We start from the raw sequence: 21,566 nt of genomic DNA, 5'->3' as shown, positions 1-21,566 counted from the left end.
GGGCTGCTTAGAAGCGGTAGTCCACCTGGGCCAGCACGGTGCGTCCGGGCATGGGTTGCAGGAAGGTGTTGGTGGAACCGGCCAGGCCGCTGACGAAGTTCAACTCGTTGGTCAGGTTGAGCACGCGCAAGGTGGTGCTCCACTGCGGCTGGCGGTAGTACAGGGCCAGGTCGAGGTTGTATTCGTCGGGGATCTTCACGGTCTTGCTCAGGTTCAGGTACCAGCTGCTGGTCCACCAGCCCGAGAGCTCGGCGCCAAAGCCCGAGTCGAAGCGGTAGTCGAGGTAGCCGCTGGCGGTGTACTCGGGAATCTGCACGGCATCGAAGCGCCCGGAGGGTCGTTGGTTGAGGCTGTTGTTGTCGCCGAACACGGTGCCGTTGTCGGCGATGAAACCGGCGGACGCGAAGCCGGCCTGGGAGGTGAACTCGTTGTAGGCGCTGAGCCGGGACAGGTTCAGACCACTGCGCAGGTGGTTGTCCGGCTGGTAGCGCAGGGTCGCCTCGGTGCCCTTGATGATCAGCCGGGCGATGTTGTTGTTGCTGTCCGGTGACTGGTCGCGGGCCTGCTTGAAGGTGGCCAGGGTCATGAACAGCTGGTCGGGTATGGCCTCGACCTTGAGCCCCACTTCATGCAGCACGCTAAGGCTCTGGAAGGCCAGGGGGTTGAGCTGGTTGGCGCCGCTGCCGCTGCCCCAGCCCAGGCCGTTGGAGAAGAACCCGGTGTTGACCGCCAGGGAGCGGTCGAAGGTGTAGTACAGGGTGCTGTTCTCGGTGGGCTTGATGTAGGGGCTGACCTGGAAGGCGAATAATCGATAGTTGTCGCTGTCGCGCCGCGAGTGGCCACCGGCAAGGACGAAGGGGTTGTCGATCCGGGCGTCGATCCAGCTGCGGCTGGCGCCGATGTTCAGGCCCAGGCGTTCACCCAGACGCAGGTTGTGCTGGCTGAACAGGGTCTTGGTGGTCCAGGTGCTTTCGGCGGTATAGGGCGCCACGGACTCGGCGTACAGGCCGTGGCCGGCGGGGTACATGGCCGCCAGGTTGAGCCAGCCGTAGTACCTGGAGTATTGGGGCACCCCGGGCTGGCCGATCCAGGCGCCGTTGCCGCCGGCGGGGTTGCTGGCGCTCAGCCCCAGCAGGTCGCCGGGGTTCTTGCCCGAAGGGTCCAGGGTCAGGTCATAGGCATTGATGGTGGAACCGAAGCTGTTGTTGGCGGCGATCGACTGGTTGAACTCGCGGCGGTAGATCAGCCCGCTGTTGCTGTCGTCCCGCAGGGTCAGGCCGCCGAGCCCGGTTTCATTGCGCGAGCGCAGTTCGAAACGGTTGTCCAGCAGGTTGTCCTTGGATTGCACCTGGAAGGCGCCGACGGCATCGGTCAGGTCCCTGGAGCGCTGGTAGAAGGTGCTGTTGGCCAGGGTCACGCCGGGGGACAGGTCGCCCTCGATGCGCAACTGGGTGGTGAAGCGCCGCGAGCTGTTCTGGTCCTCGCTGCGCTGACCGGCCTGGGGCGACAGCGAGGTCAGGCCATTGCCCGCCAGGTTCGGGTCGTAGACCCAGCCGCGCAGGCTGCCGGGGCTGGCCTGGGTGTTGGGCGAGGCGGCCTGGAAGCTGCCGTCGACCACGCTGTACTGGCCCTGGGCGTTGCGCTGGCGCTGCACCCAGCCCAGGGTCGGGGCATCGGCGGCGCCGGAGGCCAGCACCGGCGACCACAGGGTGTTGCCGTTCTGGATGATCGGCGTGGCGCGTCCGGCGTAGTACTGGCCGCTGTTCACCAGTGGCTGGGTGGCGCGGTTCCAGCCGTGGGTGATGTTGTAGTCGTAGTAGTTGTCGTAGCTGGCGTTCCAGTCCACCCGCAGGTTGTCGTTGCGCCAGGCCAGGGCTCCGTAGAAGGCGTCGAAGTTGTTGTCGACGTTGTCGTAGTAGTCCTGCTGGCGCTGCTGGGTGATGCTGACCCGGTAGGCCAGCTGGTCGCTCAGGGGACCGGTGTTGTCGATGCTGAACTTGCGCGAATCCCGGGATTGGCCGTCCGGCACCCAGGCGCCGAGTTCGCCGCCAAGGCGGGTCTTGAAACCGCTGAAATCGGGTTTCTTGCTCAGGTAGTTGACGTAGCCGCCACTGCCGGACACCGAACCGTAGGTTACCGAGGACGGGCCGGCGACGATGTCCGCCCCCTCGTAGGCATTGAAGTTGGCCGGATGGCGCACACCGTAGGCGCGCTGCCCGTCCTGGAACACTTCGGAGCCCTGGGCGCGGAACTGCGGGGCGATGCCGGCGTTCTGCCCGCCGCCGCGGGTGATGCCCGGGGCGTACTTGACCAGGTCGTCGGCGCTGCGGATCGGGTCGTTGGCCAGTTGCTCGGCGTTGATCTGGGTCACCGAGCGTGGCGTATCGAGCACCTTGGTTTCGGTGCCGCCATACACCGAAGTCGGCGGTCGGGTGGGCAGGGCATCGTCGTCGGACTGGCTGCTGCTGGCCTGGACGGTGACGGTTTGCAGCTGGGTATCGGCGGCGTACAGCGGCGAGGCCAGGGGAGAAAACATCACTACGGCCAGGGCCGGGCCGAATGCGGGGCGAGCGAAGGCGTTGGAGGGCATGGCGCATGAGCCTCATATTGAATCGCATGGGTGTTCTGCAGGAGCGGGCTTGCCGGCGAAAGGGGCCTGGAGGCTCGCGGTGCTCTTGTGGGCGCCTTCGCTGGCAAGCCAGCTCCTACGGGTTGTGTGGCGGTTGCGGTGGTTCCTTGTAGGAGCCGGCTTGCCGGCGAAGAGGGCCTGGAGGTTGGCGGTGCTCTTGTGGGCGTCTTCGCTGGCAAGCCAGCTCCTACGGGTTGTGTGGCGGTTGCGGTGGTTCCTTGTAGGAGCCGGCTTGCCGGCGAAAGGGCCTGGAGGTTGGCGGTGCTCTTGTGGGCGCCTTCGCTGGCAAGCCAGCTCCTACGGGTTGTGTGGCGGTTGCGGTGGTTCCTTGTAGGAGCCGGCTTGCCGGCGAAGAGGGCCTGGAGGTTGGCGGTGCTCTTGCGGGCGTCTTCGCTGGCAAGCCAGCTCCTACGGTGGGCGGTGGGTCAGGCGCTGTCGTTGAGCCACAACCTTTCGAAACGCCAGGTGCTGAACAGCGACTGTTCTTCCCGGGCACCGCCCACGCGGCTGGAGACGCTGTCGAGCAAATCGGCGTAGCCCCAGATCAGCATCCCGCCCCGTTCGTACTGGATCTGCTGGGCCTGGTGCACCAGGGCCTTGCGGCGTTCCAGGTCGGGCTGGGCCATGGCCGCCAGAAACACTTCGTTGAATTGCGGGTCGTTGAAGTGGGTCTTGTTGGACACGGCAAAGGGCGCGTCGGTGTGGATCGCGCTGGCCAGGAAGGGTGCACCGATGCTGCCACCGGTGCTCAGGGTCCAGTCGTTGCGCTGCGGGCCCTGGAAGGTCGCCAGGTCCACCTGCCTGACCTTGAGGGTCACGCCGATGCGCTTGGCCTGCTCCGCCAGGACCAGAGCCGAGGTCAGGCCCGGGCCCGGGGTGGTCACCAGTTCCAGTTCGAGGTTCTCCTGCCCGGCCTCCTTGAGCAGTTGCGCGGCGCGCTGCGGGTCGTGGGGGCGCGGGCCCAGGCTGTGGTTGAAGGTCGGGTCGCTGGGGGCGTAGAGGTCGTTGGCCACCCGGCCCTGGCCATTGAGGGCGCGGCGTACCAGCTCCTCGCGGTCGGCCAGCAGGCGGAACGCCTCACGCACCCGGGGATCGTTGAACGGCGGCTTGTCCAGGTTCATGTCGAAGGACAGCCAGTTGCCGGTCACCGATTTGAGCAGGCGCACCCGCGGGTCCCGTTGCAGCACTGGCAGCTGTTCGGTGGGCATCACGTTGGCCATGTCGATCTGCCCGGAACGCAGGGCCGCCAGGCGTGCCACCTGGTCCTTGAAGTCGATGATCTCCAGTTCGTCGGCGTAGGGCTGGCCGTCCTTGTAGTAGTTGGCGAAGCGGGTGAACAGCGAGCGCTGGCCCGGGGTGAAGCTTTTCAGCTTATAGGGGCCGGCGCCCACCGGGTTGGTCACCGGGTGGTAGTCCACCGGGACGATGCCACCGAAGTTGACCCAGGTTTCCGCCAGGGGCATGTAGCTGCGGCCCTCGCGAAAGCGCAGGCGCACGGTGCGCTCGTCGAGCTTTTGCAGGTGGTCGCGATCGACCCAGTGCAGCAGCGCGGCGTAGGGCGAGGCCAGTTGCGGGTCGGTGAGGCGGCGGATGGAGAAGATCAGGTCATCGGCGTCGATGCTCTTGCCGTGGTGGAATTCCAGGCCCTGGCGCAGGCGCAGGGTCCAGCTGCTGGCATCGGCATTGGGTTCGGCGAACTCGGCCAGGGCCAGGCGCGGCTGCATCTGCTCGTCCCATTCCCAGAGTTTGCTGTACAGCGCAAAGCCTCGGACGATGCCGCTGCCGATGGGCTTGTGGGCATCCAGGTTGCCGCTCTGGTTGCCGTCGAGAATGCCCAGGCGCAGGCGCCCGCCGTAGCGCGGTTGATTGCCGGCGTCGGAGGCCGCGCCCGGGGTGCTGGTGTGGTCCGCATCGCAGCCGGCCAGCAGGCTGCTGCCCAGCAGCAAGCCGCCGCCGAACAGTGCGCTGTGGCCGAGGAAGCGGCGGCGGCTCAAAGACCCGAAGTCCTGGCTCATGGCATCAGGCTCCGGCCGGGCCGTTGGCGCTGCGCAGCTCCAGCGGCGCTTCGGGGTGGCGGCCGAGGGTTGCGCGTTCGCCGCGAAAGTGCGGCAGGATGTGCTCGCCCAGGCGATAGGCCTCTTCCAGGTGCGGGTAGCCGGCGAGGAAGAACAGGTCGATGCCGATGGCGTGGTATTCGCGGATCCGCGCCACCACGTTTTCGTAGCTGCCCACCAGCGCGCAGCCCGGCGGGATGCCGATGTAGCCGAAACCGGTCCAGACATTGGGGTGGATGAAGAAGTCGTCGAAGCCCTGGGTTTCGGTTTTCTGCGCGAATTGGTTTTCGTAGCTGAGCTTGCGCGCCGTGCGCAGCCCGGCATGGGCGGCCACGGCCTTGACCGCACCCTTGGCGATGCCTTCGTCGAAGAAGCGCTTGGCTTCGGTGCGCGCCAGCTCCTCGGTTTCCCGGGTGATGACGTCGATCGACAGGCCGAAGCGAATGTCGCTGCGCCCGTACTTGAGGGCCCGCTCGCGGATGTCGGCGATCAGCGCGGCGATTTCCTCCGGGTGCTCGGCCCGCATCAGGTAGAAGTCGGCATGCTTGGCGGCGAACTCGCGGGCGACGATGGAGGAGCCGGCGGTGCAGATCAGCGGCAATTCGGCCTTCTTCAGCGGGCCGCGCAGGCCGCCGCCTTCGGCGCGATAGAAGCGACCTTCGTAGTGGAAGTTCTCGTGGTGCCAGAAGCCCTTGACCACATCCATGAACTCGGTGGCGCGGGCATAGCGCTCATCGTGGTCGCTGAAGTCACCGACCTGGCGCTGAATCGCGTCCGAGCCACCGTTGATGATGTTCCACACCAGGCGGTTGCCGGTGGCGCGCTGGTAGGTGGCGGCCTGCTGCACCGCGACCCAGGGGGTGTAGTGGTAGGGCTGGAAGGCGGTGACGAACTTCAGGGTGCGGGTTTCTCGGGCCAGCAGCGAGCACACGGTCCAGGGCTCTTCGCCGGAGGGCGCGTTGACCATCAGTGCACCACCGAAACCGTTGATCTCGGCGGCCCGGGCGATCTGCCCGAGGTAGTCGATGTAGGTGAAGTGATCACCGACACTGAAGCTGGAAACGGCGCCGGTGCTGGGACCGCCGCGGTGCCAGTCGCCGCGGTTGCGTGGGTCGCCGGGGAGGAACTGGGTTTCGCCGTGCAGGGGCAGGCGGGTGAAGAATTCGATGCTCATGGAAAGGCCTCCTGGCTATTGCACGCTGGGGTTGCAGATGGGGGTGATGGTTTGGCCCTTGATCACTTTGTGGGCGAAGGGCACCGAGTCCTTGAGCGAGGCGTTGACCGTTTCGCTGTGGCCCAGGCCCTTGTACAGATGGCCCTCGACCACCGAGCCGGCCTGGCAGGCGTCCTGCATCAGGGCCACCTGGGTGGCGGCGGCCGGGGTCTTGTCCTCGGCGCCGGTGCCGATGAACACCGGCTGCGCGGTTTTCAGGGTCGGGTAGGACACTTGTTTCTGCCAGGCCGCCAGTTGCGAGCCCTGGTAGTCCTTCTTGGCGTTGGCCGGGGTCAGGCCGACCCCCACCACGTCGCTGACCAGGGAGGCCAGGCAACTGGTGCGCGCCTGTTCGAACAGCGGCAGGGCCTTGTCGGTGTAGAAATCCTTGGGGTTGATGCTCGGGTCGTACTGCTGGGCCGCCAGCAGGGTGTAGAAGCCGTAGGCCAGGGAGGCATCGACCTTGTTCGGGTCCTGCTCGCCGACGTTCTTCGCGCCGATGGTGTAGATCACCCCGGTGCCGATGCTGCCCTTGACTCCCAGGTCCGGGGCGTAGGTGGCGGCGTAGGCGGCCGAGGCGAAGGCGCCGGCGCCGCCCTGGGACTGGCCGACGATCAGCACCTTGTTGGCCAGCCCGGGCACCCCGGCGACCACCGCCCGGGCGGCGTCGAGAATGCCGTAGGCGGCCATGCGGTTGTTCAGCAGCGGATGGCCGCCGGGCACGCCCAGGCCCTGGTAGTCGCTGGCGACAATGGCGAAGCCTTCGTCCAGCCAGCGGCTCAGGTACTGCACGTCGCGGTAGGAGCGGCCCTGCCAGGACGGTGCGCAGACATCGGCCACGCCCACCGTGCCGTGGCCCCAGGAGGCCACCGGCCAGCCGCCGGCCGGAGCCTTGCCCTTGGGCAGGAACAGGGTGCCGGAAACCACCACCGGGGTCTTGCCGTCGATGCCGTCGGTGGAGGTGTAGAGAATCCGTTGCGCACTGGCGGCGTTGGGCAGGCTCAGGGTGGCTTCCAGGGGTTCGCTGCGCAGCAGCTTGCCCGGGGTGGCGGGGATCGCGTCCTGCCAGGTGTAGAAGGCCGATACCCGGCCGTCGCCCTGCAAGGGATCGGGCTTGGGTGCGTAGGTCGGGCCGGCCAGGGCCGACAGGGAGACGGCCAGGACGCTCAGACCGAAGACGAATTTCGCGGACAGTTTCATCAAGAGGACTCGTGCTCAGGGTTCAGGGATGGGTGGTGACCTGGCCGCGCAGGGCGGGCCAGTAGTCAGTGAGCTGCAGATCGATCAGGGCCTGGCGGGTGAAACCGGTGGCCAGGGCGGGTGCGATGTCGTAGGGCGTGCGGATCAGCTGATTGGCCAGGGCGTAGGCGCTCAGCGCCTGGTAGTGGGCCTTGAGCTGCTGGTCGCTTTTCGGCGCCCAGCGCTCCTTCCAGGCCACCGGGTCGCCCTGGTCGTCGCGGCGCAGCACGCTCTCGGCGGTGCCGGCGCGGGAGGACAGCTGGTAGTAGGCGTCCTGGTTGGGTTCCTGGGAAATCCACCAGGCGGCCTTGACCCAGGCGGTGGCCAGCAGTTGGGTGATGTCCGGGTGCTGTTCGATGAAGCTGTCGGTGCCCCACAGGTCGGACACCAGGCGCCAGTCATTGGCCCCCTGTTTGCTCGACCAGAGGATGCGCGCCACGCCCTTGTCCTCCAGGGCATAGGCTTCGTTGAGCAGTACCGCGGCGTCGACCTTGCCGGCGGCGACCGCCGCCGCACCGACCTGAGGGTTGAGGTTGGCGATCTTGAAGTCGTCGAGCTTCAGGCCCTTGCTGGCCAGGAAGTTGCTGAAGGCGAACTCCCAGGGCCGGCCGCGATGCAGGGCCAGGCGCTGGCCCTTGAGGTCGTCGATGCTCTTGGCCGTGGAGTTCGCCGGCACCACCAGATAGATGTTGTTGCCGCTGCCGCCGGGCACGATCAGCTTGCCCGGCACGCCGCCGGCACCGGCGATCACCGAGGGCAGGTCGCCGCGCACGGCGAAGTCGATGCTGTTGTTGCTGAAGCCTTCGTTGATCTGCGGCCCGGCGCCGGCGTGGGGCAGGGCGATCCACTGCAGCTGGATCCCGCGCTGCTTGAGCTGCTGCTCCAGCCAGCCGTCTTCGATGACCCGCCCGGCGATCCCGCCGAACACCGGCTTGCCGCCCTGGGTAAAGGCGACGATGGCGATCTTCACCGAGGCGGGCGCCGGCTCGGCGGCAGCGGTGAGGCTGATCAGCAGCCCGGCCAGAGCGGCCAGGGTCTTGTGCCATAGAGCTTGCATTGCGTTCTCCCTAGAAAAAAATCCTCAGTTCGCCAACCGCCGATTCCGCCGCATCGCCCTGGCGGGTGCTTTCGCTGGCAAGCCAGCTCCTACGGCGGATGCCGCGGCGTTTCCTGTAGGAGCCGGCTGCCGGCGAAGAGGCACTTGAGCCTTGTGTCGTCCCGGCGGGTGCTTTCGCTGGCAAGCCAGCTCCTACGGCGGATGCCGCGGCGTTTCCTGTAGGAGCCGGCTTGCCGGCGAAGAGGGCCTTGAGCCTTGTGTCGTCCCGGCGGGTGCTTTCGCTGGCAAGCCAGCTCCTACGGCGAATGCTGCGGCGTTTCCTGTAGGAGCCGGCTGCCGGCGAAGAGGCACTTGAGCCTTGTGTCGTCCCGGCGGGTGCTTTCGCTGGCAAGCCAGCTCCTACGGCGGATGCCGCGGCGTTTCCTGTAGGAGCCGGCTTGCCGGCGAAGAGGGCCTTGAGCCTTGTGTCGTCCCGGCGGGTGCTTTCGCTGGCAAGCCAGCTCCTACGGCGAATGCTGCGGCGTTTCCCTGCTGGCGCTGGTGTTGGCAGAGAGAGCAGATTGCATGCCAGGACCCGAAAAAATCCCTGCAAGCCTTGCTGGCCGTGGGTTTCAGGAGAGTCGGCCCGGTTCGTCGCAGGCCACCGCTGCTGATCTGCGAACAGGCGGGTGCTGGCCGATTGCTGCTCCAGCAGCAGGGCGGGAGCAGTGATGGCACATATGCATAAATGGAATATCTAAAGATTAATTAATAATTATTTAGTCTAAATATCTTCGTGCATTATTGAACCCGCGCTTTTACTGCCAGGAATGCACCATGTCGCTGATCACTCATCCACACGCCCGCGAATTGACCAAGTCGGTACGGGCTACCGTTCTGGTGTTCAAGGACCCGCGCTCCCAGGAGTTGCTCAGCCGCATCGAGCGTCTGGCCCCCAGTGAGGCCAATACCCTGATCATTGGCGAGACCGGCACCGGCAAGGAACTGGTGGCCCGGCATATCCATCACCTGAGTCGCCGCGGGCGCGAGCCCTTCGTTGCGGTGAACTGCGGGGCCTTCGCCGAAACCCTGGTGGAAAGCGAGCTTTTCGGCCATGAAAAAGGCGCCTTTACCGGTGCCACCACCCATAAGGCCGGCTGGTTCGAGGCGGCCAACGGCGGCACGCTGTTTCTCGACGAGATTGGTGATCTGCCGCTGAACATGCAGGTCAAGCTGCTGCGGGTGTTGCAGGAGCGCGAGGTGGTGCGCCTGGGCTCGCGCACCCCGATCCCGATCAATGTGCGGCTGGTGGCGGCGACCAACGTCAACCTGGCCGACGCGGTGGTGGCCGGGCATTTTCGTGAGGACCTGTTCTATCGCCTGCACGTGGCCACCATCCGCCTGCCGCCGCTGCGTGAGCGTCCGGGGGACATCCTGCCCCTGGCCGAGTTCTTCCTGGAGGAGCACTGCCAGCGGCTGGGCTACAACCGTGCCTCGCTGACCGAGGAGGCCGAGCGCAAGCTGCTGGAGCACAGTTGGCCGGGCAACATCCGCGAGCTGGAAAACGCCATCCACCACGCCTTGCTGGTATGCCGCCAGCAGCGGGTGGCTCCGGGGGATCTGCATCTGGTGGACATGCGCTCCACGGGCATCCATCAGGAATCGGCGGCGCCGTCGGCCTCGCTCCCCAGCGCCCCGGCGGATCTGGGGCAGGCATTGCAGGCGCTGTTCGAGCAAAACATCCCGGATCTGTACGAGCACATCGAAGAGACGATCTTTCGCGAGGCCTACCGCTACTGCCACGGCAATCAGCTGCAGACCGGGCGCCTGTTGAACATCAGCCGCAACATCGTGCGGGCGCGGCTGGAAAAGATCGGCGAGCTGAACAAACCCCTGGCTTCCTGAAGCGCGAGGCAGCACCCCGGCGACATTTTTCGCCGGGCGGGTTGACCTTCGCGGCGTTGCTCTTTACTTTGTGGAATGATCATTCCAGAAAGGTAGTTGCCATGCGTCCCAAGGAGTTCGACCCCGACCAGATTGCCGATGCGGCCATGCAGGTGTTCTGGCAGCGCGGTTATGCCGCCACGTCCATCCAGGATCTGGTGGAGGGGACGGGCCTGAGCCGCAGCAGCCTGTACAACGCCTTCGACAGCAAGCATGGCTTGTACACCTGTGCCCTCAAGCGCTACCAGCAACTGACTGCCGCCAACGTCGAATTGCTGGCCCAGGACGCGCCGGCCAGGGAGTTGGTGCGGCGCTTGTTGATGCGGATTGTCGACAACGAGCTGGAGGATGACCGGCGCCTGGGCTGCCTGGCGGCCAATGCTTCGCTGGAAATGGCCGGCCAGGACCCGGCGGTGGCGCAGCTTGTCGCGCAAAACTTTCAACGGATTGAAGCGGCCCTGGAGCGGGTGCTGCGCCGCGGCCAGGAACTGGGCGAGGTCGACCCGGGGAAACAGCCCCGGGCCCTGGCCAGCTTTGTGGTGTGCACGGTGCAGGGCTTGCGGGTGCTGGGCAAGGGCAGCTTGCCCGGCGAGCGGCGCCAGCGCCTGCTGGATGTGGTCGAGGTGACGCTGGCCAGTCTGTTTCAGGCCCAGCCCGTGGCGTAGCAGCGGCTTGCCGACGAAGCGGCTCTCAAGGCGCTATCCGGCGGGGCGGCGATGACGCCGGCCAGCCAGTGTCCGGCCGTGAGAGCGTTTTTTTGCCTTGTACTGGAATGATCATTCCATTATTGATTCAACACCGGAGAAACACAGATGTCCAAGCAATCAGGACCCATCGCGGTATTAGGCATCGGCATCATGGGCGCCGCCGTCGCGCGCAATCTGCACCGCCAGCGGTTTGTCGTGCATGCCTGGAATCGCACGCCGCAGGCGGCCCAGGCCCTGGAGGCCGAGGGCATCCAGGTGCATGCCGAAGCCGAACAGGCGGTGCGCGGCGCCCAGGTGATCATCACGCTGGGCAAGGATGGCCCGGCGGTGCTCCAGGCCATGCAGCAGGCGCAGGACGGCTTCCAACCGGCGGCGCTGTGGTTGCAGATGGCCACGGTGGGGGTGGAGGCCTGCGATGAGCTGCAGGCCTTTGCCCGGGCGCGCGGGCTGGTGTTCTACGACGTACCGCTGCTGGGCACCCGGCAACCGGCGGAGCAGGGCCAGTTGGTGGTATTGGGGGCCGGTTCCGGCAGTCACCGTGAGGCGTTGCAGCCGCTGTTCGCGGCGATTTCCAAACGGGTGCTCTGGGTCAGTGAGCGGCCAGGGGATGCCAGCCGCCTGAAACTGGCGCTCAACAGTTGGGTGCTGGCACTGAACCATGGCGCCGCCGAAAGCCTGGCCCTGGCCAAAGGCCTGGGGCTGGATCCGGCGCTGGTGGTGGAACTGGTCACGGGCGGGCCGCTGGACAGTGGTTACTTCCAGGCCAAGACCCGGGCCATGCTCAGCGCTGATTACCAGCCCAGCTTCACCCTGGCCAATGCCTTGAAAGACGCGCAACTGGTGGTGGCCGCCGCCCACTCGGCCGGGGTTCGGGTCGATCTGGCCGAAGCCGGCCTCCAGCGCTTCCAGCGCGCAATGGAGCAAGGCCATGGCGACAAGGACATGGCCGCGTCCTACCTCGGTTGAGCTGGCCGTTACCGCCGCTGCAGGCGCGGGCCTGCCAGTCCCTGCGTCCGTCACTCGGGTGCAGGACTTGAGGGCTCGTGCGCCGGCGAGCCGGTTCCTGCGGCGGCAGATCGCATTTTTCGTTGCCGGCGTCCGTGAGTCGGGCTTGGGGCTTGAGGGCTTCTTCGCCGGCAAACGGGTTCCTGCGATGGGTGTCTGGTTTTCTTGCGTGAGCGTTTTCTTATGAGCATTTCTGTACCTTCATCGGCCGCCTCCAGCAGGCTGCCGGTCTGGCGACTGCTGGCCTTTACCCTGGCGGGCTTTGTCGCCATCGTCACCGAAACCCTGCCCGCCGGGCTGTTGCCGCAGATCAGCCAGGGACTTGGCATCAGTCAGGCCATGGCCGGGCAGTTGATCAGTCTGTATGCGCTGGGCTCGGTAGCGGCGGCCATTCCCCTGATTGCCGCGACCCGCAGCTGGCGCCGGCGGCCCTTGCTGTTGCTGGCCATTGGCGGGCTGGTGCTGTTCAACAGTCTGACCGCGCTGTCGACCCACTACCTGCTGACCCTGGCGGCGCGGTTTGCCGCGGGGATGGCCGCCGGCCTGGTCTGGGGGCTGTTGGCCGGCTACGCGCGGCGCCTGGTGGTGCCCGAGTTGCAAGGGCGGGCGCTGGCCGTGGTTGGGGTGGGGCAACCGATTGCCTTGTGCCTCGGCGTGCCGCTGGGGGCCTGGCTGGGCACGCAGATGGCCTGGCCGACGATTTTTTGGGGATTGACGCTGCTGGCGGCGTGGTTGTGGGTCTGGGTGCGGTTCGCCGTGCCGGATTACCCGGGACAGCAGGTGCACCAGCGCCAATCGATCGGCCAGATCTTCCTGACCCCGGGGATTGGCCAGGCATTGCTGGTGATCTTTGTCTGGATCCTGGCCCACAACCTGCTCTATACCTTCATCGCGCCCTACCTGGCGTCCCTGGCAATGGCGGACTCCCTGGATCGGGCGCTGTTGCTGTTCGGCCTGACTTCGCTGCTGGGCATCGGCTTCACCGGGCTGAAAGTCGATCGCTGGTTGCGCAACCTGACCCTGTGCAGCCTGGCTGGCTTTGCCCTGGCGTCACTGCTGCTGGGCATCGGTGGCGGCCGCGAGTGGCTGGTGTGGCTTGGCATCGCGGCCTGGGGCCTGACGTTCGGCGGTGCCCCGACCCTGCTGCAGACGGCGGTGGCGGATGCGGCCGGGGAGGGGGCGGATGTTGCCCAGTCGATGCTGGTGACGGTCTTCAATCTGGGGGTGGCCGCCGGGGGCATGGCCGGTGGCCTGCTGCTGCAACGCTTTGGCGCGGTGTCCTTGCCCTGGGCGATGCTGGCGCTGGCCCTGGCGGGGCTGAGTCTGGTGTGGAGCGCGCGGGCCCATGCCTTCAAGCCGGGTCAGCGGGCGCTCTGTTCCGGCTGAGCCTGCCGCGCCTGTTGCAGCAGGGTCACCCATTCGTTGGCGAAGCGGTGACAGTCTCCCGGCCAGCGGGCGGTCAGCAGATTGCGGTCGCGTACCACAAAACCGCGTTCGGGATGGGCGGCCGAGTCCCGGCGCGGGAGCCAGGGTCCGGACAGAAAATCCGCCGGGCTGGCCAGGGCCTGCTTGATCTCTGCCTCGACGCTGCAGTCGTAGGTGCGGTAGTAGCGCCCCAGCCAGGGCGCGGTGACGATCCAGGCCGCCAGTTCCATGGGGCCGGCCAGCAGCGCGGTGACCTTGCGCCCATAGAGCACGGAGCGCCCGGTGTCGGGATCGATGCAGCGGGCCAGGGCCAGGGGGCCATGGCACACCGCGGCCACCGGCTTGTCGGCCTTGAAGAAGGCCAGGATGATCCGCCTCACGTCCTCGGACTCCAGCAGGCTGCGCATGCCCCGGGCATGGCCGCCGGGAATCAGCAGGCCCTCGAAGGCCTGCGGATCGACCTCGGTGTACTTCAACGGACGGCGAAATTCCGGGTCCCGGGTCATGCTGTGGTAGCGCTGCAGATCCGCCGCCGGGGTCATCAACAGCGGATTGAGCGGGCCGAAGCCCAGGCTCACCAGGCGCGAATCGGCGTAGGCCGGCATCCCTTGCGGCGTGGCGAATTGCGCTTGGAACCCGGCGTCCCGGGCGGCCTGCCAGGGCAGGCTGCTTTCAGTGGGGTCGTAGTCGGCGTGGGGCAGCAGGATCAGGAACATAGCGCGGGCTCGCAGCACAAAAGGTGCGCTGCAGATTAGCAGTCGCCGGGCAGGCTGTAGTCGAACTCGTAGTGGTGCTGGCCATCCTGGATGCGGATCTGCATCCGGCCCGCCAGACCCAGCAGTTCACCCCCGGCGGAGTCGGGCAGCACCTGGATATGCTGGGTCGCCTGGCCCCGGTCCATGACCCCGTAGTGCATCAGCACGAAGCTGCCGTGTCGGCCGGCCAGGCTGCCCTCGACGCGTTCCAGGGCTACATAGCCTGCCGAGCCCGCCACGGTGCCGAGGCTGTTGAGCATTTCGCCGAGGCTGGTTCCCTGCAGGTCGCCTTCGAAGGTCTTGTGAATGGCCATGCGCCCCAGTTGGGCCGCTTCGGTGCCCGGGGCTACGGGGTGGGCGGGCAGTTTGACGCTGAATTGTCCTGTGGCGAGCATGCTGTTCTCCGGTATCGGCTGGGTGATAATGCGCGGCGAACCTTGGGGCGTTGGGCCCCGGTTCGGGGACAAGGATGAAAACACACGCATCATGCAGTGCATTGGAAAAACGCGACCGCCAGCCGCCACCGCTCCCGGGCCGGCTCGGGGCGTGCTCAATCAGCGTCTGGCGGCCCGGCACGTCGAACACTTGCGGCAGGCACCGCCGCCCGCCCTGGCGCCCTGGGTGGAGCACTTCTGGTACGTGGGCTGGGCGTTGCCCGAATCGCGGGTCGAGCACCAGCAAACCTTGCCCCACCCCAACGTGCATCTGGTGCTGGAGGGCAATCAGGCGCGGATCTGGGGGCCGCACCGGCAACGCTTTTGCAAGACCCTGGCCGGTCACGGCTGGGTGTTCGGCATCAAGTTTCGTGCGGCGGCGTTCCAGCCGTTCTGGGGGCGCTCCATGGAACTGTTGCGCGACCGTTCGCTCGCTGCGGCCGAGGTCTTGGGAACGGCCGACAGCCTGCTTGAGGCCGGCCCCTGGCCGGGCATGGCGTCGATGTGCGAGCGGGCCACGGCCTGGCTGCTGGCCCACCTGCCTGCGGTCGATGAGCGCGTGGAGCGGCTCAACCAACTGGTGGAGCGGGCCGCCGCCGACCCGCACCTGACCCGCGTGCAGGACCTGGCGCAACGGGCCGGCGTGAGCCCGCGCCAGTTGCAGCGGCTGTTTGCCCATTACGTGGGGGTGAGCCCGAAATGGGTCATTGCCCGCTATCGCCTGCACGAGGCCCTGGCTTTGCTGCAGCGCGGCGAGGCCCAGCCGGATGCCGAACTGGCCCTGCGCCTGGGTTACTTCGACCAGGCGCATTTCGTCAGGGATTTCCAGCGCATGGTGGGCCAGCCGCCGGCGGCCTATGTGCGGAGCCAGGTGGCGCGGGACTGAGCCCGCGCCGGCCTGGCTGGCGGCTGCCCCGTCACTTGGCCGCGGCGGCGCGGGTGCGCTGGATGTCCTGCACCAGGCCCTCGATGCGTTGCAGTTGCTCGCGGTTGTCGTGGTCCCAGGGATGAAAGCCGGGTTTGAAGAACTGCAGCCAGGGCAGGGCAATGCGCGGGAATACGCCCTGGCTGCCATAGAGGTACTTGAGCACCCGCCACAGGCCGCGCCAGTGGCCGCCGCGACGGCGGTCGGCGATCAGCATGCGCACATGGAAGTCGAACACCACCAGCCAGAAGGTCAGGGTGGTGAAGAGCATGGTCGCGCTGCGCAGCAGGTAGCGTTTGGGTCCGGGGCGGATCACCTGGTTGAAGACGTCGAAGGACACCGCCTTGTGTTCGGTTTCCTCCAGGGCATGCCACAGCCACATCTGCCGGTAGCCTTCCACCGAGTGGCCGAAGCGGCTGGGGTCGCGCAGCAGCAGGTCGGCGAGGATCGCAGTGTAGTGTTCCAGGGCCACGGTGATCGCCAGGTTGAAGGCCGGCGGAAAGTGTTTCTTCTGGAAGTCGAGGATGATCCGCAGTCGCCGATCCAGCAGATGGGCCGGCAGTCCGGCGTTCTGCAACAGGTCGTTGTAGTGCTGGTGCTCGCGGCTGTGCATGGCTTCCTGGCCGATGAAGCCCTGGATCTGGCGCTTGAGCTCGGGGTCGTGAATCTGCTCGCGGTAGTGGCGCACGCTGTCCATGAAGAACAGTTCGCCGGCGGGAAACAGCAGGGACAGAGCATTGAAGAAGTGGCTGACGTGACTGCCTTGTTCGTGCCAGTCGCAGGCACGTTCGGCAGGCAGTTCAACCTTGATGTCACGGCGGATGGGCAGCATGGCTGGCGCTCCTCTAGACACTTGGCGGTGAAGGTGGGGGCCTCAGAGGCCGCGTTCGTCCTGGGGCTTGTAGAGCGGCGGCCGCTCCCGGCCCGGCTTGGGCGCCAGGCGCCGGCTGAGCCACACCACCAGTCCCTGGTAGGCACTGGGCAGCAGGCGCACGAACAGGTCGAGCAGGTGCGCGTCGCGACCGATCAGCACCCGTCGCTTGTTCTTGCGCACCCCGTGCAGGATCACCTTGGCGGCGGTTTCGGCGCTGGTGATGAAGAGTTTTTCGAAGTCGTCCCGGGCCTGCTGTTCGTTGTCGATCAAAAAGCCTTTGACGTTGTCGCTGATGCGGCTGGTGCGGGCGATGTCGGTGCGGATGCCCCCCGGGTGCACGCAGGTGGCGGAGACCCCGTGGCCTTGCATGTCCAGTTCCTGGCGCAGGGACTCGGTGAAGCCGCGCACCGCGAACTTGGTGGCGTTGTAGCCGCTCATGCCCGGTTGGGAGAACAGCCCGAACACGCTGGAGGTGTTGATGATGTGCCCCTCGCCGGCCTGCTTGAGGTAGGGCAGGAAGGCCTGGGTGCCATGGACCACGCCCCAGAAGTTGACGTCGACGATCCACTCCAGGTCCGCCAGGCTGGAGCCTTCCACGGTGCTGGACAGGGCGACTCCGGCGTTGTTGAAGATCAGGTTGATCTGGCCGTGTTCGGCGGCGCTGGCGGCGGCCCAGGCGAACATCGCCTCGCGATCGCCGACGTCCAGCTCCTGGCTGCTGATGCGCAGCGGCAACAGCGTGGCGGCCCGGGCCTGGGCCACGGTCTGGGCCAGCCCCTGGGGGTTCTTGTCGGCCAGGGCCAGGTGGCAGCCCTCGCGGGCCAGGGCGACGGCCAGGGCCCGGCCCATGCCGGAGGCGGCGCCGGTGATGGCGGCGACTTTACCGTTAAAGTTTTTCATCGGACGGCCTCTTCGAGGTTCAGTGGGCGCGCTGCGGCTTCGGCGGCGGCTGCGGTTCCGGGCGGGGGCAGCTGGGTGCTCAGGTAGTCCTGGAGGCGAAAGTGCTGCACGGTCCTGCGAAAGCTCCAGGTGGACCCGGGCCACAGGGTGGTGTTCTTGCCGCTGCGCGGGTCCAGGTACCAGCTGCGACATCCGCCGACGCTCCAGATGGCGCCGGCCAGGCGCTGCTGCAGGCGCTGGTTGTACTGGCGCTCGACCTCGGGGCGCACCTCGATACTGGCCAGGCCGTCCTGGCGCATCCGGTCCAGGGCCTTGAGGATGTAGTCCACCTGGGCCTCGATCATCAGGATCATCGAGTTGTGGCCCAGGCCGGTGTTGGGGCCGACGATCATGAACAGGTTGGGAAAGCCCGGCAGGCAGGTGCCGAGGTAGGCATGGGCGCCCTGTGACCAGCTGTCCACCAGGTCCTGGCCCTGGCGGCCGAACAGCAGGCCGTGGGGCAACGGGTCGGTGGCCTGGAAGCCGGTGCCGAAGATGATGCAGTCCACCGCATGGCGGTTGCCGTCGGCGGTGATCACGGCGTCGCCGTCGATGCGCAGGATCGGCTCGCTGATGACCCCGACATTGCCCCGGGACAGGGCCGGATAGTAGTCGTTGGAGATCAGGATGCGCTTGCAGCCGATGCTGTAGTCAGGGGTCAGTTTCTGGCGCAACAGCGGGTCGGGCACTTGCTTGCGCAGGTGACGCAGGGCCACGCGCTGCACCAGCTTCATCAGTTGCGGCCGCCGGGCAAAGGCAATGACCCGGCTTTCCAGGGCCCAGTACAGTGCCGAACGCACCAGATGCTGGGTGAATGGCAGGTGCTTGAAGGCCCAGCGCTCCAGGGCGCTGAGTTCGCGGTCGGGCTTGGGCATGATCCAGGGCGGGGTGCGCTGGAACAGTTTGAGCTGGGCCACCCGCGGAGCGATTTTCGGCACGAACTGGATGGCACTGGCGCCGGTGCCGATCACCGCCACGCGCTTGCCTTGCAGGGCATAGCGATGGTCCCACTGCTGGGAGTGGAAGCGCTTGCCGGTGAAGCTTTCCAGCCCGTCAATCTCCGGTAGCGCGGGGCGCGACAGACCGCCCATGCCGGACACCAGCACCCGGGCACTGACCTGGCGGCCGTTGCCAAAGCGCAGTTGCCAGCGCGCGCTGGCCTCATCGAACCGCGCCTGTTCCAAACCCATGTTGAAGCGCAGCCAGGGGGCCAGGGCGAAATCCCGGGCGCAGTTTTCCAGGTATTCGCGGATTTCCGCCTGGGGCGCGAACTGCCGGGTCCAGTGCGGATTGGGCGCAAAGGAATAGGAATAGACATGGGATTGCACGTCGCAGGCGCAGCCGGGGTAGTGATTGTCGCGCCAGGTGCCCCCCAGGGACGCGGCTTGTTCGGCGACAAAGAAATCCACTAGCCCGGCTTCCTTGAGCTTGATCGCCATGCACAGCCCGGCAAAGCCGGCGCCGATGATGGCGATGTCCACGACCTCGGGGTCGTCGGGTGGCGAGTACGCATTCATGGTGTGTACCTCGATTGTAGGGTGACGCTTGGGGTGACTTTCGTCGGTGAGTGAAATCTCAGGATTGCACAATTTAAAATAATGTTTTAAAAATTAATTTAAATAAATCACCTGGAAATGTCACCTACGCCATCGGCTTGTGGATTTTGACCGGGCGCCTGCGCACTGCGCCGGCGACGCCACAGGCGGCACCAGGCCAAGGCGACAGCCATGCAGCCGGATCATCCTGGTCCTGGCGTGCGGCGCAGGGAAGCTGAGGGGGCGGGTTATGGAATGGCTAGTGGCGGCGGCAGTCTTCCTGGTGGTCAGTGCGCTGCTCTGGGGCGTGAGCGTGCGCATCAATCGCAGGATCGAACGCCAGGTTCCGATCAACGGGCGTTTTCTGGAGATCGGCGGCGAGCGTATTCACTACACCGACGAAGGCCGCGGTCCGGCATTGCTGATGATCCATGGCCTGTCCGGCTGCGGGCGCAACCTGACCCACTCCCTGGCTCCTTCATTGCGCGAGCGGTTCCGGGTCATCACCCTGGACCGACCCGGGTCCGGCTATTCCACCCGGGCCCGCGGGGCGGCGGCGGACCTGCCGGCCCAGGCCGCCCTGGTGGCCAGATTCATACGTACCCTGGATCTGGGGCAGCCGCTGGTACTGGGGCATTCCCTGGGGGGCGCGGTGGCGCTGTCGTTGGCTCTGGATCATCCGCAATCGGTGTCCGGGCTGATCCTCGTGGCGCCCCTGACTCATCCGCAGCGCATGCTGCCGCTGGTGTTCCTGTCCCTGGGCGTGCGCCCGGCCTGGCTGCGCCGCTGGATGGCCCTGACCCTGGCGGCGCCCATGGCCATGCTCGGCCGCCGTGGGCTGGTCAAGGCGATATTCGCCCCGGACCCGGTCCCCGAGGACTTCGCCGAGCGCGGCGGGGGCTTGCTGGGCATGCGTTCGCAGAACTTCTACAACGCTTCCAGCGAGATCGCCGTGGTCAACCGTTCCTTGCCGGAGATGGTCAAGCGCTACCCCAGCCTGAAGCTGCCGGTCGGCTTGATCTATGGCTCGGCGGACTCGGTACTCAATGACCGCAAGCATGGGCAAGCGATGGTCGGCAAGGTGCCGGGGCTGTCCCTGGAGATTGTTCAGGGCAGGGGGCACATGCTGCCGATCAGCGCCGTCGAACGGGTGGTGGCCCTGGTTGAGGAGGTCGCCTCCCGGGCGACGCCGCACCGCAGCGCCACGGTGCTGCGCCCGCCGTTCGCGGCATCACGAGCAAGCTAGAGGGGAGGTCGGGGACGGTTTCGAGCCTCCCCCCAACCCCTCTGCAAGCCGCTGTAAATGCGTCACGGGCGACATTCAGGACAAGCCGAAAAAATAGTTGACGAGCTAACGAACCCGAGCTATTTTTTTAAAAAAATGTTTTGAATGTTTTTTTTGAAAGTGCAATTGAGCGATTAAAATAATGAAAATAACGCCATTTCACGCTTTTGTTTTTTCATCCAATCACGCGCCATGCAGCGTCATCGCGCTGTCCTTTATAGCATCCCTGTCCACTGCCTCTGTGCGGAGGCTGCCATGACTGTTTCCGTGGCGGCACCCGGCGTCTGGACCGATGGCAAGCGCCACCTCTGGTGGCTTGGCACCTTGCCGATGATCACCCCTTTGCTGGCCGGGCTGTTTGCCCTCACCACCGGTGTCCAGGTGTTCTGGTGGAGCGGCGTGGTGGTGATATTTGGCCTGATTCCACTGATTGACGGCCTGCTGGGGGAAGACGCCAGCAACCCGCCGGAATCCGCGGTTCCCGATCTGGAGAAACAGCCTTACTACCGCTTTATCGTCTACAGCTGCGCCGTGCTCTCGGTGTTGTCCCTGGTGGTCACTGCCTGGATGGCGGTCAGCGGGGTGGACTGGATCATCGCCGGCGGCCTGCTGCAGTTGAGCCAGCAGCTACACCTGCAGGGCGGCCTGGCGAACTTCGCCACATTCCTTACCGAGCGTGCGCAACTGCACGGCAGCGTCGGCTGGTTCACCTACCTGGGCATGGCCATGTCCACCGGTGCCGCCACCGGCATCGCCATCAACATCGCCCATGAACTGGGGCACAAGAACCGCGGTATGGCCAAGTTCCTGGCCAAACTGGCCCTGGCCTCGACCTTCTACGGGCACTTCTTCGTCGAGCACAACCGTGGCCACCACGTTCGCGTGGCGACCCCTGAAGATCCGGCCAGCTCGCGCCTTGGCGAGTCGTTCTGGAGTTTCCTGCCGCGCACCGTGTGGTTCAGCCTGCGTTCGGCCTGGCATCTGGAAAGCGAGCGCCTGCACAAGCTCGGGCTGCCGACCCTGCACTGGAAGAACGGCGTGCTCAGCGCCTGGCTCTACAGCGTGGTGCTCTGGGGCGTGCTGATCGTCTGGCTGGGGGCGGCGGTGATTCCCTTCCTGGTGATCCAGGGCATCTACGGTTTCTCCCTGCTGGAGGTGGTGAACTACGTCGAGCACTACGGCCTGCTGCGCCAGAAGCAGCCCAACGGCCGCTACGAACGCTGCTCGCCACGCCACTCCTGGAACAGCAACCGTATCGTCACCAACATCTTCCTGTTCCAACTGCAACGGCACTCCGACCACCACGCCAACCCGACCCGCTCCTACCAGGCCCTGCGCCACTTCGACGAGTCGCCGCAGCTGCCTTATGGCTACGCCACCATGATCGTCTGGGCCTATGTGCCAGTGCTCTGGCGGCGGCTGATGGACCACCGGGTCCTGGCGCATTACGCCGGGGACGTGCGGCTGGCCAATCTGCATCCGGCCAAGCGTGCCGAACTGCTGCGGCAATACGGTTTTACCGACACCGATCCAGGCACCGCCGTTTAGCTGTTCCGCTCGCCTTCAA

The 21,566-nt window shown here is 66.3% G+C and carries 17 protein-coding genes; 7 read left to right on the top strand and 10 right to left on the bottom strand.

Features of this window, described 5'->3' with window-relative positions; genetic code table 11:
• Positions 1-7: 7 nt before the first annotated feature.
• The 5 genes from L1O02_RS16280 to L1O02_RS16260 all read right to left on the bottom strand — a co-directional run bounded on the left by L1O02_RS16280 (position 8) and on the right by L1O02_RS16260 (position 8,192).
• Positions 8-2,590 (bottom strand): TonB-dependent receptor plug domain-containing protein, encoded by a 2,583-nt coding sequence (locus L1O02_RS16280; RefSeq protein ID WP_108543577.1) that lies wholly within the window; start codon positions 2,588-2,590, stop codon positions 8-10.
• Positions 2,591-3,054: 464 nt separating this feature from the next.
• Positions 3,055-4,644, bottom strand: coding sequence for an ABC transporter substrate-binding protein (locus L1O02_RS16275; protein ID WP_108543578.1), 1,590 nt, complete (start codon positions 4,642-4,644; stop codon positions 3,055-3,057).
• A gap of 4 nt (positions 4,645-4,648) precedes the next feature.
• Positions 4,649-5,857, bottom strand: coding sequence for an LLM class flavin-dependent oxidoreductase (locus L1O02_RS16270; RefSeq protein ID WP_108543580.1), 1,209 nt, complete (start codon positions 5,855-5,857; stop codon positions 4,649-4,651).
• Positions 5,858-5,872: 15 nt separating this feature from the next.
• Complete coding sequence (locus L1O02_RS16265; RefSeq protein ID WP_108543583.1) at positions 5,873-7,096, bottom strand: lipase family protein; 1,224 nt, start codon at positions 7,094-7,096, stop codon at positions 5,873-5,875.
• Between the two features lie 22 nt (positions 7,097-7,118).
• The gene (locus L1O02_RS16260; protein WP_108543585.1) at positions 7,119-8,192 is read right to left on the bottom strand and encodes an ABC transporter substrate-binding protein; all 1,074 of its coding nucleotides are present in this window, start codon (positions 8,190-8,192) and stop codon (positions 7,119-7,121) included.
• An 816-nt stretch (positions 8,193-9,008) separates the two neighbouring features.
• Between L1O02_RS16260 and L1O02_RS16255 the strand changes: the two genes are divergently transcribed.
• The 4 genes from L1O02_RS16255 (at position 9,009) to L1O02_RS16240 (ending at position 13,213) form a co-directional block, all read left to right on the top strand.
• Complete coding sequence (locus tag L1O02_RS16255; RefSeq protein ID WP_108543587.1) at positions 9,009-10,076, top strand: sigma-54 dependent transcriptional regulator; 1,068 nt, start codon at positions 9,009-9,011, stop codon at positions 10,074-10,076.
• A gap of 101 nt (positions 10,077-10,177) precedes the next feature.
• Positions 10,178-10,780, top strand: a complete 603-nt coding sequence (locus L1O02_RS16250; RefSeq protein WP_108543589.1) for a TetR/AcrR family transcriptional regulator — start codon at positions 10,178-10,180, stop codon at positions 10,778-10,780.
• A gap of 147 nt (positions 10,781-10,927) precedes the next feature.
• On the top strand, positions 10,928-11,788 hold the full coding sequence (locus L1O02_RS16245) for an NAD(P)-dependent oxidoreductase (RefSeq protein ID WP_108543591.1): 861 nt from the start codon (positions 10,928-10,930) through the stop codon (positions 11,786-11,788).
• Positions 11,789-12,010: 222 nt separating this feature from the next.
• Positions 12,011-13,213, top strand: a complete 1,203-nt coding sequence (locus L1O02_RS16240) for an MFS transporter (RefSeq protein WP_108543595.1) — start codon at positions 12,011-12,013, stop codon at positions 13,211-13,213.
• Here L1O02_RS16240 and L1O02_RS16235 read toward each other — a convergent pair.
• Together L1O02_RS16235 and L1O02_RS16230 are read right to left on the bottom strand one after the other, a co-directional pair.
• Positions 13,189-13,968, bottom strand: a complete 780-nt coding sequence (locus tag L1O02_RS16235) for a type 1 glutamine amidotransferase domain-containing protein (protein ID WP_108543597.1) — start codon at positions 13,966-13,968, stop codon at positions 13,189-13,191. The two genes, L1O02_RS16240 and L1O02_RS16235, sit on opposite strands and share 25 nt — an antisense overlap.
• A 35-nt stretch (positions 13,969-14,003) precedes the next feature.
• The gene (locus L1O02_RS16230) at positions 14,004-14,402 is read right to left on the bottom strand and encodes a DUF3224 domain-containing protein (RefSeq protein WP_060839172.1); all 399 of its coding nucleotides are present in this window, start codon (positions 14,400-14,402) and stop codon (positions 14,004-14,006) included.
• Positions 14,403-14,553: 151 nt separating this feature from the next.
• Between L1O02_RS16230 and L1O02_RS16225 the strand changes: the two genes are divergently transcribed.
• The gene (locus L1O02_RS16225) at positions 14,554-15,327 is read left to right on the top strand and encodes a helix-turn-helix domain-containing protein (RefSeq protein ID WP_108543599.1); all 774 of its coding nucleotides are present in this window, start codon (positions 14,554-14,556) and stop codon (positions 15,325-15,327) included.
• 31 nt (positions 15,328-15,358) lie between these two features.
• Here the strand turns inward: L1O02_RS16225 and L1O02_RS16220 are convergent, their stop codons facing one another.
• The 3 genes from L1O02_RS16220 to L1O02_RS16210 are packed head-to-tail and all read right to left on the bottom strand — an operon-like array spanning position 15,359 to position 18,696.
• Positions 15,359-16,198 carry a metal-dependent hydrolase gene (locus L1O02_RS16220; protein ID WP_060839174.1) on the bottom strand — a complete coding sequence of 280 codons (840 nt, stop codon included), beginning with the start codon at positions 16,196-16,198 and terminating at the stop codon, positions 15,359-15,361.
• Positions 16,199-16,240: 42 nt separating this feature from the next.
• Entirely contained in the window at positions 16,241-17,140 is a 900-nt protein-coding gene (locus tag L1O02_RS16215; RefSeq protein ID WP_060839175.1) for an SDR family NAD(P)-dependent oxidoreductase, read from the bottom strand.
• Positions 17,137-18,696: an NAD(P)/FAD-dependent oxidoreductase gene (locus L1O02_RS16210; protein ID WP_108543601.1), complete on the bottom strand. Its 1,560-nt coding sequence runs from the start codon at positions 18,694-18,696 to the stop codon at positions 17,137-17,139. The genes L1O02_RS16215 and L1O02_RS16210 overlap by 4 nt, the downstream gene beginning before the upstream one ends.
• Before the next feature lie 268 nt (positions 18,697-18,964).
• Between L1O02_RS16210 and L1O02_RS16205 the strand changes: the two genes are divergently transcribed.
• Positions 18,965-19,960 carry an alpha/beta hydrolase gene (locus L1O02_RS16205; protein WP_235758293.1) on the top strand — a complete coding sequence of 332 codons (996 nt, stop codon included), beginning with the start codon at positions 18,965-18,967 and terminating at the stop codon, positions 19,958-19,960.
• A gap of 294 nt (positions 19,961-20,254) precedes the next feature.
• Entirely contained in the window at positions 20,255-21,547 is a 1,293-nt protein-coding gene (locus tag L1O02_RS16200; protein ID WP_108543605.1) for an alkane 1-monooxygenase, read from the top strand.
• Positions 21,548-21,566: the final 19 nt, after the last annotated feature.

This window comes from Pseudomonas sp. BC42 (assembly GCF_021560055.1).
In the GTDB taxonomy this organism is placed as follows: Bacteria; Pseudomonadota; Gammaproteobacteria; order Pseudomonadales; family Pseudomonadaceae; genus Aquipseudomonas.
The sequence above is the reverse complement of the archived record's forward strand: the minus strand, read 5'-3'. Positions and strand labels throughout refer to the sequence as shown.